The sequence below is a fragment of the Micromonospora sp. A3M-1-15 genome, assembly GCF_024213425.1.
In the GTDB taxonomy this organism is placed as follows: domain Bacteria; phylum Actinomycetota; class Actinomycetes; order Mycobacteriales; family Micromonosporaceae; genus Micromonospora; species Micromonospora chersina.
Genome location: NZ_JANAVK010000003.1, coordinates 340,563 through 356,101 on the forward strand (window position 1 = coordinate 340,563; position 15,539 = coordinate 356,101).

14 protein-coding genes are annotated in these 15,539 nt (G+C 70.4%); 13 read left to right on the top strand and 1 reads right to left on the bottom strand.

Annotated elements, in window-relative coordinates:
* Positions 1–33 precede the first annotated feature (33 nt).
* Positions 34–681 (bottom strand): TetR/AcrR family transcriptional regulator, encoded by a 648-nt coding sequence (locus tag NLX85_RS16825; protein WP_254336157.1) that lies wholly within the window; start codon positions 679–681, stop codon positions 34–36.
* A 134-nt stretch (positions 682–815) separates the two neighbouring features.
* On the opposite strand from NLX85_RS16825, the gene NLX85_RS16830 reads away from it, so the two are divergent.
* The 13 genes from NLX85_RS16830 (at position 816) to NLX85_RS16890 (ending at position 15,509) form a co-directional block, all read left to right on the top strand.
* On the top strand, positions 816–1,949 hold the full coding sequence (locus NLX85_RS16830) for a VOC family protein (protein ID WP_254336159.1): 1,134 nt from the start codon (positions 816–818) through the stop codon (positions 1,947–1,949).
* Positions 1,946–2,884 (top strand): fumarylacetoacetate hydrolase family protein, encoded by a 939-nt coding sequence (locus NLX85_RS16835; protein WP_254336161.1) that lies wholly within the window; start codon positions 1,946–1,948, stop codon positions 2,882–2,884. Before NLX85_RS16830 ends, NLX85_RS16835 begins: the two co-directional genes overlap by 4 nt.
* Positions 2,881–4,764 (top strand): acyl-CoA synthetase, encoded by a 1,884-nt coding sequence (locus NLX85_RS16840; RefSeq protein WP_254336163.1) that lies wholly within the window; start codon positions 2,881–2,883, stop codon positions 4,762–4,764. Before NLX85_RS16835 ends, NLX85_RS16840 begins: the two co-directional genes overlap by 4 nt.
* On the top strand, positions 4,761–5,114 hold the full coding sequence (locus tag NLX85_RS16845; protein ID WP_254336165.1) for a DoxX family protein: 354 nt from the start codon (positions 4,761–4,763) through the stop codon (positions 5,112–5,114). Before NLX85_RS16840 ends, NLX85_RS16845 begins: the two co-directional genes overlap by 4 nt.
* Positions 5,115–5,128: 14 nt before the next feature.
* A complete protein-coding gene (locus NLX85_RS16850) occupies positions 5,129–6,709 on the top strand; it encodes a bifunctional 3-(3-hydroxy-phenyl)propionate/3-hydroxycinnamic acid hydroxylase (RefSeq protein ID WP_254336166.1) in 1,581 nt (526 codons plus the stop codon).
* Between the two features lie 309 nt (positions 6,710–7,018).
* A complete protein-coding gene (locus NLX85_RS16855) occupies positions 7,019–7,297 on the top strand; it encodes a hypothetical protein (protein ID WP_254336168.1) in 279 nt (92 codons plus the stop codon).
* 187 nt (positions 7,298–7,484) lie between these two features.
* On the top strand, positions 7,485–8,426 hold the full coding sequence (locus NLX85_RS16860; protein WP_254336169.1) for an RNA polymerase sigma-70 factor: 942 nt from the start codon (positions 7,485–7,487) through the stop codon (positions 8,424–8,426).
* An 86-nt stretch (positions 8,427–8,512) separates the two neighbouring features.
* On the top strand, positions 8,513–9,448 hold the full coding sequence (locus NLX85_RS16865; protein ID WP_254336170.1) for an NAD(P)-dependent oxidoreductase: 936 nt from the start codon (positions 8,513–8,515) through the stop codon (positions 9,446–9,448).
* Between the two features lie 311 nt (positions 9,449–9,759).
* Positions 9,760–11,151, top strand: coding sequence for a glycoside hydrolase family 6 protein (locus NLX85_RS16870; RefSeq protein WP_254336171.1), 1,392 nt, complete (start codon positions 9,760–9,762; stop codon positions 11,149–11,151).
* Between the two features lie 262 nt (positions 11,152–11,413).
* A complete protein-coding gene (locus NLX85_RS16875) occupies positions 11,414–11,827 on the top strand; it encodes a DUF6069 family protein (protein ID WP_254336178.1) in 414 nt (137 codons plus the stop codon).
* 165 nt (positions 11,828–11,992) lie between these two features.
* A complete protein-coding gene (locus NLX85_RS16880; protein WP_254336180.1) occupies positions 11,993–12,943 on the top strand; it encodes an NADP-dependent oxidoreductase in 951 nt (316 codons plus the stop codon).
* A gap of 146 nt (positions 12,944–13,089) precedes the next feature.
* On the top strand, positions 13,090–14,517 hold the full coding sequence (locus NLX85_RS16885) for a cytochrome ubiquinol oxidase subunit I (RefSeq protein ID WP_254336181.1): 1,428 nt from the start codon (positions 13,090–13,092) through the stop codon (positions 14,515–14,517).
* Positions 14,514–15,509 carry a cytochrome d ubiquinol oxidase subunit II gene (locus tag NLX85_RS16890; RefSeq protein ID WP_254336183.1) on the top strand — a complete coding sequence of 332 codons (996 nt, stop codon included), beginning with the start codon at positions 14,514–14,516 and terminating at the stop codon, positions 15,507–15,509. Before NLX85_RS16885 ends, NLX85_RS16890 begins: the two co-directional genes overlap by 4 nt.
* The last annotated feature ends 30 nt before the right edge of the window (positions 15,510–15,539 follow it).

Sequence of the window (15,539 nt, forward strand, 5' to 3'; positions counted from 1 at the left end):
CCAGGAGCCGCCACCCGGGGGATGGACATCGCCCTAAGGGCGACGGTCGTCCAGGTCGGGCAGCGGGCGTTGGCAGATCTCGTGGGCCTCGTCGGCCGCGACGCCGAGCATGCGCAGCACGTCTTCCGTGACCTGGTCGGTGGCCTCGGCATCGTCCCGCTCAGGCTGGTCGTGCAGCAGTTGACCAAGGCACAGCGCGGCTCCCGCGACGATCACCATTGCCAGCTCTGGCTCGCGCACGTGGAAGCGGCCGGCGCGGACCCCGTCGTCGATGTCGCGTCGGGCCCGCGGCGCGAGGCCCTTGCCTGAGCCGGCCAGCGCCAGGCCGTTGTTGAGCAGGACCTTGCTCAGTTCGGGACTCCGGCGGTGCAGGCGTCCGGTCAGGCGGAAGCTCTGGGCGAAGACGTGAGCCGGGTCGTCCAAGCCGACGGTCAGCTCGTCGAGCAGGGCGCCGTAGCGGTCGAGTGCGTCTTCCACGGCGGCTTGGAAGAGCTGCTCCCTGCTCTCGAAGTGGTTGTAGAAGGAGCCCATCCCCACGTCTGCGGCCTGCGTGAGCTCCAGGATCGGGACGTTGAGCTTCCCGGCGGCGATGAAGGCCTGGGCCGCGCGCACGAGCGCGCAACGGGTACGCGCTTTGCGCCGTTCCAGGCGGTTCGGGGCGTGCCCGGTCTGCTGCGCCATCGCTGTCCTCTCCGCGGTCGATCCGCACCCACCTTACCGTGGCGAAATTCAGAGGTGACGGAATCGTCATCTGCTCTTGACTGACGCTAAACTCGTAAGTGACGATTTCGTCAGCACCTGGAAAGGAGGGCGACATGATCGACCGGCACGATCCCCATGCGGGTCTGCACAGCGAGCAGGGCGCGCTGCGGGGCGAGCACCCCGGGCGGGCCCGCAACCCGATCCTCAAGGTGCACGATCTGGCCTGGCTGGAGTTCCAGAAGCCCGATCTGGAGCGGGCCGAGATCTTCGCCCGGGCCTTCGGCTTCACGACGGCGCTGCGCACCCAGGACGAGTTGCACCTGCGCGGCACCGACCCCGGATCGCCCTGCGTGCTCATCCGCCGAGGTCCTCGGTCCCGTTTCATCGGCCCCGCATTCAGGGCGGCCGAGCCGAACGACGTGCTGCGGCTCGCCGAGGCGACCGGGAGGACGATCGCGAGCCTGCCGGAGAGGCTCGGTGGGGTGACCGTGGATCTGGTCGACCCGAACGGGGCGCAGGTCCGCGTGGTCGCCGACACGCATGAGCTTCCCGCGCTGCCCACGCAACAGCCCTTGCCGTTCAACGCCGGGCACGACGTGGCGCGGGTGAACGCCACCCAGCGGCCGCCGCGGGAGCCGGCCAAGGTCCAGCGCCTCGGTCACGTCGTGCTGCAGACGACCCGGTACCTGGAGACGCTCAACTGGTACCTCGAGCACCTGGGCCTGATCGTCAGCGACTTCCTCTACCACCAGGGGCAGCGCGAGCGCGGCCCGGTCATGAGCTTCATCCGCTGCGACCGCGGCGGCACACCCACCGACCACCACACGCTCGCGATGACCCTCGGCCCGGCCAACCGGTACGTGCACTCGGCATACCAGGTCCCCGACCTCGACTCGCTGGCCGCCGGCGGGCAGCACCTGCTCGACCGGGGCTACCAGCGGTCCTGGGGTATCGGCCGGCACATCCAGGGCAGCCAGATCTTCGACTACTGGCGCGACCCGGACGGCTTCCTGGTCGAGCACTTCACCGACGGCGACCTGTTCGACTGCACGCTCGAACCAGGCTGGGCGCCGATGGCCGCCTCCGGGCTCGCCCAGTGGGGTCCACCCGCCACCAAGGACTTCCTCGGCATGAAACCCGGCCGGGAAGCACTTCGCGAGCTGCGCGCGGTCATCGGCGCGCTGCGCGAGGACAACGAATTCGACCTCCACCGCCTGCGCGGCCTGATGAAAGCGTTCGCCTCATGAGCACCTCCGTCCTGCGCACCGCCGACGCCTGGTGGGTGCTCACCCCCACCGGCGCCGCCAAGGTGCACACCAGCGCCACCACCACCGCCGAACTGCTGGCCGACCGGCGAGCGATCGCCGCGGCCGCGACGAGCAGCGACACGGTTCCGGTCGACGACCTCGCCCTGGTCTCCCCGGTGACGGCCCCCTGCCGCGTCGTCGCCCAGATGACGAACTTCGCCTCGCACGTCAAGGACAGCGGCGGCGATCCCGCAACCGTCCCCTTGACCTTCTTCCGCAAGACCTCGGGCTCGATCAGTGGGCCGTTCGCCGACGTGGTCCGCCCCGCCCACGTGCGTCTGCTCGACTACGAGGTGGAGATCGGCCTGGTCTTCGGCCGCGAGATGCCGGTCGGCACGACCGTCACCGACGGCAACCTCGCCGACTACGTCGTGGGCCTGGTGGTCACCAACGACATCTCGGCACGCGACGTGCAGCTGCCCAAGACCCAGTTCTACGAGGCCAAGTCGTACCCGACCTTCACCCCGGTCGGCCCCGCGCTGGTGCTGCTCGACGCCGACGAGATCAAGCGCTTCACCGACCTGCGGCTGAAGCTGTGGGTCAACGGCGAACTCCGGCAGGACATGACCGTCGCCGACATGATCTACCGCCCGGCCCAGGCCCTGCAGGCGCTGACCCGCTTCCAGCGGATCGACCCCGGCGATCTGCTGCTGACCGGCACGCCCGTCGGAACCGCCCTCAGCGCGCCGCCGAAGCCGGTCATGTTCCTCGTCTCGCTGTTGCCGCCCGCGGTCAAGTGGAAGATGTTCTTCAAGGGGCAGGCCCGCAACCCCCGGTACCTCCAGGACGGTGACGTCGTCGAGGCCACCGTCGCCACCGACGACGGCGCCATCGACCTGGGCCGCCAGCGCACGGTCGTGAGGTACGCCCCATGACCGGACCTCTGCTGTGGCCGGACTACGCGACGCCCGCCGACCTGGCTGCCATCGAGGCGGTGCCGCTCGAGGCGCGGGGCCTGCCCGAGTCGACGTACGAGCTGCTCGCCCGGGCGGCGACGCGCTGGCCCGACCGTAGGGCGCTCGCCGTCCTGCCGGACGCCGCCCACTGGCATGAGCCGCTGCACCGTACCTTCGCCGAACTCCTGGCCGACGTCCACCGGTACGCGAACCTGCTCCACGACCTCGGGGTGCGGCGGGATGATGCGGTCGCCCTGATGGCACCCAACTGTGCCGAGCTGGTCACCGCCACACTGGCCGCGCAGCTCGCCGGGATCGCGGCGCCCCTGGGCGGCGGCCTGGCACGGCAGCATCTCGCCGAACTCCTCCGGCGCTCCGGCGCCCGGGTGCTGATCACGGCCGGGCCCGACCTCGCGTCGGACACGTGGGCCGCCGCGCAGTCGCTGGCCCGCGACGGCCTGCTCGACACGATTCTCGTGCTCCGGCCCACCGGCGCCGTGGGCACCCCGGAGCCGCTGCCCACCATCGCCGGCGTGCGCATCGGCTACCTTGGCGAGCAGGCCGCAGCCATGGATTCCTCCGCCTTCCACGGGGATCTGCCCCGGTCGGCCGACCTGGCCGCGATGTTCCACACAGGCGGCACGACGGGCGCTCCGAAACTCGCCGCGCACACGCATGCCAACGAGGTCACCGACGCGTGGATGCTGGCCGCCAGCGCGCTGTTCGACCAGGAGACCGTGGTGTTCGCGGCACTTCCGCTGTTCCACGTGAACGCGCTCGTGGTCACCCTGCTCGCGCCCCTGTTCAAGGGACAGACGGTCGTGTGGGCGGGTCCGCTCGGCTACCGCGACCCGGCGCTGTACGCCGCGTTCTGGAAGATCGTCGAGCACTATCGGATCGCCGCCATGAGCGCCGTGCCCACCGTCTACGCCACGCTGGCGCAGTGCCCCGTCGACGCCGACATCAGCAGCCTGCGGTTTCCGATGGTGGGAGCCTCGCCGCTGCCCAGCGCGGTTCGGGAGGCCTTCCAGGCCCGCACGGGGACGACCCTCGTCGAGGGCTACGGGCTCACCGAGGCGACTTGCGCCAGCGCGCGCAGCTTCCCCGGTGTGTCGCGGGCGGGCTCGGTCGGGCAGCGCCTGCCCTACCAACGGGTGCGGGTGGTTACCGCTGACGGGACCTGGAAGGACCTGCCCACCGGTCGGACGGGCCTGCTGGCGATCAGCGGACCCACGGTGTTCCCCGGCTACGTCACCGACCGCGAGGCCGACGGCCACGTCCTGGACGGACTCGGCAAGCTGGTCGACGGCTGGCTAAACACCGGCGACCTCGCCCGCATCGACGACGACGGTTTCGTCTACCTCACCGGCCGGGCCAAGGACCTCATCATTCGCGGCGGGCACAACATCGACCCCGCCATCGTGGAGGACGCCCTGCTGGCCCACCCGCAGGTCACCGCGGCCAGCGCGGTCGGGCGCCCGGACGCCCACGCCGGCGAGGTACCCGTCGCCTACGTCACCCTCGCGCCGGGCGCCACGGTCACCGAGGACGAACTGCGCGACTGGGCGAGCGACCGGGTGCCCGACCGCACCGCCGCGCCCAAGACCGTGTCGGTCCTCGACGAGCTACCCGTCACCGCCGTGGGCAAGCTCTACAAGCCCGCACTGCGCGCGGATGCCATCGGTCGAGAAGTCCGCGCCGCGCTCGACAAGGTCGCGGGGATCCGCGACATCGGGGCCGCGATCGAGGGCAGCTCGGTCGTGGCCACGATCACCGTTTCCTCATCCGCCGACGAGGCGGCCGTCAAGGCCGTCCTCGGCCGTTATGCCGTTGAATGGCGATTGGTGGTTATGTCATGACGATCGCTGCGGCAATCCTCGCGGTGCTGCTCGGCCTGATCTTCCTCGCTCTCGGCACGGCCAAGATCCTGGCCCTGCAACCGATGCGCGAGCTGGCCAGGGAGGCCGGTTTCACCGTCGCGGCCTATCGCCGCATCGGCCTGCTCGAGGTCGCCAGCGCGGTCGGACTGCTCCTCGGCCTGTTCGCGCCGCTGATCGGCGCCCTCGCCGGTGCCGGGCTGGTGCTCCTGCTCGCCGGGGCCCTCGTGGTGCACCTACGCAAGGGAGACGGCCCCCAGAAGTACGCACCGGCCCTCGTCTGCGGGCTCCTCGTCGCCGCCTACCTCGTTCTTCGGTTGCTGACGCGATGACAGCGGTTCCGGTAGTGATCGTCGGCGCTGGCCCCACCGGGCTCACCGCCGCGACGCTGCTCGCCCAGTACGGCATCGAGTGCCTGATCCTCGATCGCTGGGAGTCGATCTATCCCCAGCCCCGGGCCGTCGCCCTCGACGACGAGGTCCACCGCATCCTGGCCCGCCTCGGGCTCCGGGACGAGTTCGCCGCCATCTCCCGGCCGCACCTGGGTCTGCGCCTCCTCGACCGGGACATGCGGGTGTTGGCCGAATTCCGGCGCGACGTCGCGCAGGGCCGGCACGGCTATCCCCAGGGGAGCATGTTCGACCAACCGGAACTGGAGGCGATCCTCCGCCGGAATCTCCAGCGATATGCCACCGTCACTCTTCGCGGCAGCGTCGAGGTCACCGGGCTGACCCAGGACGCCCATGGGGTGCGGGTCGACGTCACCGACACCGCCACGGGCGAGCGGGACTCCATCCGCGCGGCGTATGTCCTGGGCTGCGACGGCGCCAACAGCCTGACCAGGGCCTCCATCGGCGCCACCATGCACGACCTGGGCTTCACGCAACGCTGGCTCGTCATCGACGTGGCCACCGAGGCCGACCTCGACCAGTGGGAGGGCGTGCACCAGCTCTCCGATCCGGCCCGCGCCGGCACCTATATGCGCATCGGGAAGACCCGCTACCGCTGGGAGTTCCAGCTGATCCCGGGCGAGACCGCCGACGACTACCGCGACATGGCCCGGCTTCATCCGTTGATCTCGCGGTGGACCGGGGACATCCCCGTCGCGGACCTGGAGGTCATCCGCGTCGCCGAATACACCTTCCGCGCGCAGCTCGCCGACCGGTGGCGGGACCGGCGGGTGTTCCTGCTCGGCGACGCCGCCCACCTCACCCCACCGTTCATCGGCCAGGGCATGTGCGCCGGGCTGCGCGACGCGATGAACCTCGCCTGGAAGCTCGCCGGCGTGCTCGACCGGATCCTGCCCGAAGCCGTGCTCGACACGTACGAGATCGAACGCAAGCAGCACGTCCGCGCCATGATCAAGCTGGCGAAGTTCATCGGTACGGCAATGACGGCCGGCGGCGAGCTGGGCAGTGTCATCCGTCGCGCCGTGGCGCCGCGGCTTCACCTCGTGCCGGGCCTCACGGACCTCGCCACGGACAGCCGGACACCCCCGCTGCACCGCTCCGACCTCGTGGTGCGGCCACGGCTGCGCCGCGGCCTCGCCGGCGGGCTGTGCCCGAACGCGATCGTCGACGGAAATCGACGTCTCGATGACGTGGCCGCCGGACGGTTCGCGATCGTCACGTCCCTCGAGCCGACCGCGGCACTACGAGCCGACATCGAACGGCGCGGGGCGGTACTGATCACCGCCCGACCCGGCAGCGAACTGCACCGGTGGTTGCGCGCCGGAGCCGCTCGCGCGGCCGTGGTCCGCCCCGACGGCACCGTTCTCCGTGCCGACCGACGGCTGCTCCCCCGTACGATCGACGCTGTTCCGTCGGTCGTACGGGGGAGCGACAGCCCCGCTCGGTCGGGCAGCCTACGGGGGCCGCTGCCGGCGATTGTTGAGGCTCCGCCAGAATCGCGGCGGGAGCGGGCATAAGCTGACATTCTGGGAGCATTCGGCGACACTCGGTCGATGATTGATGTTCCGCCGAGGTCCTGTCGTACGTGTTCGGCGTGGTGATCGTCGCGAGCTTCGTCAGTCTCATGGGCGGACTCCTCAGCTGATGAATCCTTCCGACGAGCCAACTTCCGCTTGCAACCGCCCACGTGCGGGGGTGGCCTAACCGGCACCAGCAGCCCCGAGGCCGGCCCGGAGGGTGACGGGTCGCGGCCCCACACGGGCGGGCACGAGGGGCGCCGCCAGCCAGCCGGTTTCATCTACTCAGGAGCGGGAAGCCGGCATGGCATGTCCTCTGATCCGGGCGCAATGGCCAGGCAGCAACTGGAGCGGGCGCGAGAGGCAGTTCAGAAGATCCACCAGGCCGCCGTCCGGCACCGGGACGCGGGCTTGCACGAGCTGGCCGACGACATCAGTGAGGTGGCGCTGGCCCTGGGGCACGACGCGGGCCCGGTTCAGGAGTGGCGTGCCTGCCCGGTGTGCGGCGCCGAGCCAGGATCGAACTGCATCCGCAAGCCGGGCCATGAGATGGCCAACGGGATGCATCCCGAACGGACCAACCTGTAGCACCACGGGGGCGCCACGGCGTGACCTCGCGCCCGGCCTCACACATACACCAGTGTGACCCACCACCTCCGTTGGCAGGATGCGCCAATCCTCGTGAGGAGGGGTGGCGTGTTCGTTGTCCGGATGGCCTCGATCCACGAGTGGGGCCGTGATCAGCTGGTGGCGTTGCGGGAAATATGATCAGGTCATGCCTTTGACGGTGGATGACGTCGACCGATTCGAGCTGTCGAGGCCGCGTCTGGAGGCCATCGCCTACCGTCTCCTCGGCTCCGCGGACGAGGCGGAGGACGTCGTGCAGGAGACGTTCTTGCGCTGGCAGGCCGCCGATGTCGACCGCGTCGAGGTTCCCGAGGCTTGGCTGACGAAGGTACTCACCAACCTGTGCCTCAACCAGCTCACCTCCGCGCGGGCACGCCGCGAGACCTACGTGGGCCGATGGCTCCCCGAGCCGCTGCTCGCGGGGGACCCGATGCTCGGCCCGGCCGAGACCGCAGAGCAGCGCGATTCGGTCTCGTACGCGGTCCTCACCCTCTTGGAGCGCCTGTCCCCCAACGAGCGCGCCGTGTACGTGCTGCGGGAGGCCTTCGACTACCCGCACCGGGAGATCGCCGAGATCCTCGACATCACCGAGGCCGCCAGCCAGCAGATCTTTCACCGTGCCAAGAAGCATGTCGTGCACGGCAGAGCCCGCAGCGAAATCGACCAGGCCGCCGCCCGGCGGATCGTTGAGGAATTTCTTGCTGCCGCCACCAGTGGCCAGACCGATGAGCTCGTACGCCTGCTCACCAGGGACGCCATCTCCATCGGCGACGGCGGAGGGAAGGTTCCGGCGCGCACCAGGGCGTTCGAGGGAGCCGTCGCGGTCGCGAAGTTCCTGTGGGGCCTGTTCAAGCCCGCCGAGGCCAAGCGCACCGTCGTGGGCGGCTCGCCTGAGCTTTACGCCTGGAGCGCCAATGGCGAACCCGCCGTTGTGGCCGTCGTGGATGGCCGGGTCGTCGCCATCATGTGCCTGGAGGTCACCACGGAGGGCATCACTGCCTGCCGTAGCCAGGCGAACCCCGACAAGCTCCAACGCGCGACCGAGCGATGGGCGGCAACCACCCATGGGGAGCCCCTGCTGACGATGTGACGTGCGTCACCTGCGGTTCCTGTCAGTAATCGGTGAGCCATCCGGTTCAAGTGCCAGATCCGAACCGGACAGCAAGGGAGCCGACGATGAGGGTGCTGGTGGCAGGAGCGACCGGAGCGATGGGCAAGGAACTCGTGCCGCGTCTGGTCGATGCCGGGCACGAGGTGTTCGCCATGATCCGCAGTGAATCCAACAAGGCCAGGGCAGCACAGCTGGGCGCGGTACCGGTCATCGCCGACGCGCTGGATCGCGCCCAGGTCGAGGCGGCCGTACGCCAGGCGGCCCCGGAGGTGATCGTCCACCAGCTGACCGCCATCGGGCACATCGACACCCGCCACTTCGACCGCAGCTTCGCCGCCACCGACCGGCTGCGCATCGAGGGCACCGACAATCTGCTCGCGGCCGCACGCGCCGCGGGAGTACGACGGTTCGTCGCCCAGAGCAACGGCGCGTTCACCTACACGCGGACCGGCGGTCCGGTCAAGACCGAACAAGACCCCCTCGACCGCGCACCGGTCAGCCAGATGGCCGCGATGATCGCCGCGATCGAACACTTGGAGAAGGCCGTGCTGGGCGCCGCCTGGACCGAGGGGATCGTCCTGCGCTATGGCGCGTTCTACGGCCCCGGCACCTCCATGGCACCAGGTTCCGAGCAGCTCGAGATGATCCGCAAGCGCAAGTTCCCGGTCGTCGGCGACGGCGGCGGGGTGTGGTCGTTCGTCCACATCGCCGACGCCGCCGAGGCCACGGTCGCGGCGGTGGAGAACGGCGGCCGCGGTGTCTACAACATCGTCGACGACGACCCCGCCCCGGTCGCCGAATGGCTGCCGGAACTGGCAGCGATGCTGGGCGCCAAGAAACCCGTGCGCGTACCGCGGTTCATCGGACGGCTGGCCGCGGGACAGGCCGGCGTCGTGCTCATGACCGAGCTGCGCGGCGCATCCAACGCCAAGGCCAAGCGCGAACTGGGCTGGCACCCGACACACCCCACCTGGCGCCAAGGCTTCCAGATGGTGCCGTGACCAACCGAGCGTCGTTCTTCCCGCCTCAGTAGGTATCAGGGGATCCGATCGCCTGTCGAAGGGCAACCATCCGGCAAGGATGGCTGCCCTTCGGCCGCGCCCTAGGTGTCGCCGTCCCTCCGCAAGCGCCTGCGCCGCAACCATCGGCAGCTCCTCGCTAGCCGGGTCACCGGCCAGAACCCGCACCCCGCAGGTTGCGGTGCCCCAACGACGAGTCTTCACATCTTGGCAGCGGCGCGCGCCTCCGCTACCGTCCATGGGAACGCTCCCATAGACTTGGATACATCTATGTGATCAGGAGGAAACACGTCGTGGCTATCCTCTCCCCCCGGCGTCGCAGATCGGCGGCCATCAGTGTGGCGGCAGTCGCGGGCATCGCCGCCGCCGGCGTCTGCCTCGCCGTCGGCGGCGCGTCCGCCGGCACGGTTTCCGGATCGCTCTACCGCGACCCGAGTTCGGCCGTTGTCCGCTGGGTCGCCGCCAATCCCGGCGACTCGCGTGCCGCCGTGATCCGGGACAAGATCGCGAGTCAGCCGCAGGCCCGCTGGTTCGCCAACTTCAACCCGTCGACCGTGCAGTCCGAGGTTTCCGGGTTCATCGGTGCCGCCAACGCGGCGCAGCAGATCCCGGTGCTGTCGGTGTACGAGATCACCAACCGGGACTGCGGCGGGGCCAGCGCAGGTGGGGCGCCGGACCTCAACCAGTACCAGACGTGGGTGTCCAACTTCGCCAGAGGACTCGGCAACCAGACGGTCTTGATCATCCTGGAAACCGACTCGCTCGCCCTGCAGACCTGCCTGAGCAGCGGCGAGATCAGCGCGCGCAACCAGGCGCTCACGACGGCCACCCAGACCATCAAGTCGGCCAACCCCAACGCCAAGGTGTACCTCGACGGCGGCCACTCCACCTGGAACAGCGCGGGCGAGCAGGCCAACCGGCTCCGGGCGGCCGGCGTGCAGTACGCCGACGGCTTCTTCACCAACGTCTCGAACTTCAACTCCACCTCCGGCGAGGCGAACTTCGGCCGGGCGGTCATCTCCGCCCTCGCCGGCATGGGCATCCCGGGCAAGCGCCAGGTCATCGACACCAGCCGCAACGGGGGTGCCAGCGGGGACTGGTGCGCCGACGACAACACCGACCGGCGCATCGGGATGTACCCGACGACCAACACCGGCGACGGCAACATCGATGCGTACCTTTGGGTGAAGCCGCCGGGGGAGGCGGACGGCTGCCGCTACACGGCCGGTTCGTTCCAGCCCGACCTGGCCTACAGCCTCGCCAACGGTGCGCCCAACCCGCCCACCACCGCGCCGCCGACGACCGCTCCCCCGACCACCGCTCCCCCGACCACGGCCCCGCCGACGACCGCTCCCCCGACCACGGCTCCCCCCACCACCACGCCGCCGACCGGTAACGGCTGCTCCGCGTCGGTGGCGGTCAACCAGTGGTCGGGCGGCTTCACCGCGAGCGTGACGGTCACCGCCGGCTCTGCGGACATCAACGGCTGGACCGTGACCATCACGCTGCCCGGCGGCGCCGCGGTCACCGGCGCTTGGAACGCGCAGGCCAGCGGCACGAGCGGAACGGTCCGGTTCACCAACGTGAGCTACAACGGACACGTCGGCGCCCGGCAGTCGACCAACTTCGGCTTCCAGGGCACCGGCACCGGCCCGGGCGCGACGGCCACCTGCGCGGCAGTCTGACCCCACCCGATCCCGGGGCCCGGCGCGGAGGACCACTCTCCGCGCCGGGCCCGTCCCCGTCCTGCGGTACGGGCCGGACCGGCCGGCGCCGGAATGACGGGCGAGTGAACGTCACCGTGTGCGCGGGGACCACCTCGCCGTACACCCGTGGCGAATGTTCTCGAAAACATCTGGGCGTGCTTGTCGATTGGGGGTGCTCCTCTTCGTCGTCCTGGTGAGGGCCCGGTACCGAGCCGGTCCATACACCCAACTGGAGGGCACGATGACCACCACCGTGAACACGACCCACGCCACCGCTTCGACCTTCGGTGTGATGGTCCGGACCGGTGTCATCGCCGCGGTTGCCGCGAGCGCCGCCACCATGGCCGTCGCCGCCGCCGGCCACGCGGCAGGGGTCAGCCTCGACATGGCCGGCGCCCCGATTCCGGTGGCGGGGTTCGGCGTGCTGACCGCTGCTTTTTCGCTGCTCGGCGTCGTCATCGCCGCGCTGCTGTTCCGTTTCGCCCGGCGTCCGCGGCGGACGTTCGTCCGCACGACGGTGGTGCTGACGGTTCTGTCGCTGGTGCCGGACGTGATCGCCGATGCCGGGGCGGCCACCAAGGTGCTGCTGATGCTCACCCACCTGGTCGCGGCCGCGATCGTGATCCCGGCTGTCGCGCGCCGCCTCACCGCCTGACCGGCCCACCCCATGGGCGCGCTCATGAGCCGAAAGGGCCCGGGTTACGGAAGTCCCACAGGCGCACTGCCGAACCGTCAGACAATGCGGGAGTTGGCCTGCGGTTCATCCCCAGGGGCGGCCGGCGGGCTGATCGGACCACCGTCGGGAGGGAGCAGCAGTCGGATGAGCACGATGCACGCGGTGAGAGCTCACACCAGAGGCGGGCCGGAGCAACTCGTGTACGAGGAGGCGCCGCGGCCCGAGCCGGGGCCTGGTGAGGTGTTGGTGGCCGTGAAGGCTGCTTCCATGACACCCACTGAACTCACCTGGCCGCAGACTTGGACGCACAGCTCGGACGGGTCAGGACCGGAGCGCACTCCGATCATCCCGTCGCATGAGTTCTCCGGAGTCGTCGCGGCGTCCGGGACGGGGGTGGAGAGCCCTGCCGAGGGGGAGGCCGTCTACGGCTTGATCCCTTTCACCAGCGATGGCGCGGCCGCCGAATACGTCGCCCTGCCTGCGGCAGCCGTGGCGGCCAAACCCGCCAGTGTTGACCATGACCACGCCGCGGCGCTCCCACTGGCTGCGTTGACTGCCTGGCAGGCACTGGTGGACCACGCCGATCTGCAGGCCGGCCAGCACGTGCTGGTGCAGGGCGGCGCCGGCGGCGTGGGGAGCTACGTGGTCCAGCTCGCGGCCGGTCTCGGTGCTCGCGTGAGCGCCACGGCGGCGGCGGCCGACCTGGAATTCGTCAGGGGTCTGGGTGCCGAGCAGGTCATCGACTATGCGCGCGACCGCTTCGAGGATCACGTTCGCGACGTGGACGTGGTCGTTGATCTTGTCGGAGGAGCCACGCAGTCGCGGTCCTGGTCGGTCCTGAAACCGGGCGGTGTCCTGGTCACCCTCGTCACCCCACCCGATCAGCAGGAGGCAGCCCGGCACGGCGTTCGTGGGGTGTACTTCATCGTCGAGCCCGACCGGAACGCGTTGCGTTCCATCGCCGAGCTCGTCGACGACGGCAAGTTGAGGCCGGTGCTGGACCGCGTGCTGCCCCTCACGGAGACGCGCTCAGGTTACGAGGCGCTTGAGACGGCCAAACGCCGCGGCAAGATCGTCATCCACGTCGCTGACTGATCACTGCCGCGTCGGTGCCGCGGCGGGCACCCGCGGCCCGCTGTTCGGTGGAGCCAGCGAAGCGGTAGCCGCCCGTTACCCTGCACTCTGCCTGATCCTCACCCCATCGGTGCGTTTCCGGCCGCCGTGACCGGGTAGCACGGGCCATGCCTGGACTGTCACTGGTGACGGTCGGCGCCAGTCTGGTGCCGGCCGATCCGGCGCAGCTGCTGCCGGCGCGGGAGCAGATGGCCTTCACCCTCGGCTTCCACATCATCCTGGTGCCGTTCGGGGTGGCCTTCACCTTCCTGATGCTGATCGCGAACGCCCGAGGCATTCGTCGGAACGACGAGACCGCGCTGCTGCTGGCCCGGCGCTGGTCACAGGTGGCGGCGGTGCTGTTCGCCGTCGGCGCGGTGTCCGGCACGATGCTGTCGTTCGAGCTCGGCCTGCTCTGGCCACGACTGATGGGCACCTACGGCGCGGCGTTCGGCATCCCGTTCGCGATCGAGGGTCTGTTCTTCTTCCTGGAGGCGATCTTCGTCGCCATCTACGTCTACGGGTGGCGTCGGATGCGCCCGTGGCCACACTTCTGGACCGGGGTGCCGGTGGTGCTTTCCGGGATCGGCGGCACGCTGTCGGTGGTCGCGGCAAACGCCTGGATGAACCAGCCGGGTGGATTCACCATGCGGGACGGCAAGATCGTGGCGGTCCGCCCACTGGAGGTGATCTTCAACGACGCGTTCTGGTACGAGGCCATCCACATGCTGCTGGCCGCGTACATGGTCGCCGGGTTCGTCGTCGCCGGCGTGTACGCGGCGGGGATGCTGCGCGGCCGCCGCGACCGGTACCACCGGCTCGGCCTGCTGATACCGCTGACCGTCGCGGCGCTGGCCACCCCACTGCAGATCTTCGTCGGCGACGTCGCCGCACGCGAGGTCTACCGGAACGAGCCGGCGAAGTTCGCCACCATCGAGGCCCACCCGACCACGGGCACCCACGTGCCGGAGGTGCTGGGCGGCTACTACGCGAACGGGGAGGTGCACGGCGGCCTCAAGGTTCCCTCGGGCGCCTCGCTGCTGTCGGGCTACTCGCCGTCCACCCGCATCCAGGGCCTGGACGCCATACCCGCCGAGGTGCGGCCGCCGGACCGCCTGGTCACGATCGTCCACCTGAGCTTCGACGTCATGGTCGGTATCGGCTCCGCGCTGCTTGCCCTCTCCGCCTGGTACGGCCTGGCCTGGTGGCGCCGCCGTGACCTGCCGCGCAGCAGGTGGTTCCTGCGGGCGACCACGATCAGTGGCGTACTCGCGGTGGTGGCGCTGGAGGCGGGCTGGGTGGTCACCGAGGTCGGCCGGCAGCCGTGGACGGTCGTCGGTCACCTCCTCACCCGGGACGCGGTCGCCACGTCCGGCAACCTGTGGCTGTTCTTCGCCGCCACCGTCGCGCTGTATGCCGCGGTCGGCGCCACCACCGTGTACGTCCTGCGGCTGCTGCGCCGCCGCTGGCGCGACCAGGGCGGGGCCACCGAGACGGACGTGCCCTACGGGCCGCCCCGGTCCTCGGAGTCCGCGCCTGCGGGAGGGCAGGCGTGAGTACGTTCGCCGCTGTCGTGTTGTTCATCGGCGTCACCGCCTACGCCGTGCTCGGCGGCGCGGACTACGGTGCGGGCTTCTGGGACCTCACCGCCGGTGGTGCGCGGCGCGGGCGGAACCCGCGGCACCTGATCGACCACACCCTGGCACCGGTGTGGGAGGCCAACCACGTGTGGCTGATCTTCTGCCTGGTGATGCTCTGGACCGGCTTCCCGTCCGCGTTCGCCGCGATCATGACCACGCTCTACATTCCGCTGGGCCTCGCCGCGCTGGGCATCGTGGTCCGCGGCAGCGGGTTCGCCTTCCGGAAGGTGGTGGTGAAGACCGACCAGCAGCGGGCGACCGGGGCGGCGTTCGCCACCTCGTCGGTGATCACGCCGTTCTTCCTCGGCACGGTCGCCGGTGGAATCGCCTCCGGCCGGGTTCCCGCCGACGGGCACGGCAACCCCGTGACCAGTTGGGTCAACCCGACGTCGCTGCTCGGCGGGGTGCTCGCGGTCGGGGTGTGCGCGTTCGTCGCCGCGGTGTTCCTCACCGCCGAGGCCCGTACCTACGCCGACGCCGGCCTGGAACGCCGGTTCCGCCGCCGGGCCCAGGCCACCACCGTGGCGACCGGCGCCGTGGCACTGGCGGGCATCGCCATCCTGCACGCCGACGCCGGGCGCCTGTTCTCCGGGCTGACCGGCCGCGGCCTACCCCTGGTGCTGGTCTCCGCGGCATGCGGACTGGCCAGCATCGCACTGCTGCACCGGGCGGCGCCCCGGTTGCTGCAGGCGCTCGCCGTCAGCACGGCCGGCGCGGTGGTGCTCGGCTGGGGCGTGGCGCAGTACCCGTACCTCCTGGGCACCCACCTACGCATCGACGAAGCCGCCGCTCCCGACGCCACCCTGGCGTCGCTCACCCTTGTCGCCGCTGCGGCGCTCCTGCTCGTCGTGCCGGCCATGGCGCTGCTGTTCGTCCTGCATCAGCGAGGTCGTCTGGACGCCACCTGACCGCTTCCGTTCACGCCGGGCGGACGCTGC

What these genes read in the sequence shown, in the direction of transcription:
- NLX85_RS16835 (WP_254336161.1), top strand. Translation starts at nt 1,946, where the DNA reads ATGAGCACCTCCGTCCTGCGCACCGCCGACGCCTGGTGGGTGCTCACC.
- NLX85_RS16855 (WP_254336168.1), top strand. Translation starts at nt 7,019, where the DNA reads ATGTCCTCTGATCCGGGCGCAATGGCCAGGCAGCAACTGGAGCGGGCG.
- NLX85_RS16840 (WP_254336163.1), top strand. Translation starts at nt 2,881, where the DNA reads ATGACCGGACCTCTGCTGTGGCCGGACTACGCGACGCCCGCCGACCTG.
- NLX85_RS16830 (WP_254336159.1), top strand. Translation starts at nt 816, where the DNA reads ATGATCGACCGGCACGATCCCCATGCGGGTCTGCACAGCGAGCAGGGC.
- NLX85_RS16880 (WP_254336180.1), top strand. Translation starts at nt 11,993, where the DNA reads ATGAGCACGATGCACGCGGTGAGAGCTCACACCAGAGGCGGGCCGGAG.
- NLX85_RS16825 (WP_254336157.1), bottom strand. Translation starts at nt 681, where the DNA reads ATGGCGCAGCAGACCGGGCACGCCCCGAACCGCCTGGAACGGCGCAAA.
- NLX85_RS16865 (WP_254336170.1), top strand. Translation starts at nt 8,513, where the DNA reads ATGAGGGTGCTGGTGGCAGGAGCGACCGGAGCGATGGGCAAGGAACTC.
- NLX85_RS16845 (WP_254336165.1), top strand. Translation starts at nt 4,761, where the DNA reads ATGACGATCGCTGCGGCAATCCTCGCGGTGCTGCTCGGCCTGATCTTC.
- NLX85_RS16885 (WP_254336181.1), top strand. Translation starts at nt 13,090, where the DNA reads ATGCCTGGACTGTCACTGGTGACGGTCGGCGCCAGTCTGGTGCCGGCC.
- NLX85_RS16860 (WP_254336169.1), top strand. Translation starts at nt 7,485, where the DNA reads ATGCCTTTGACGGTGGATGACGTCGACCGATTCGAGCTGTCGAGGCCG.
- NLX85_RS16875 (WP_254336178.1), top strand. Translation starts at nt 11,414, where the DNA reads ATGACCACCACCGTGAACACGACCCACGCCACCGCTTCGACCTTCGGT.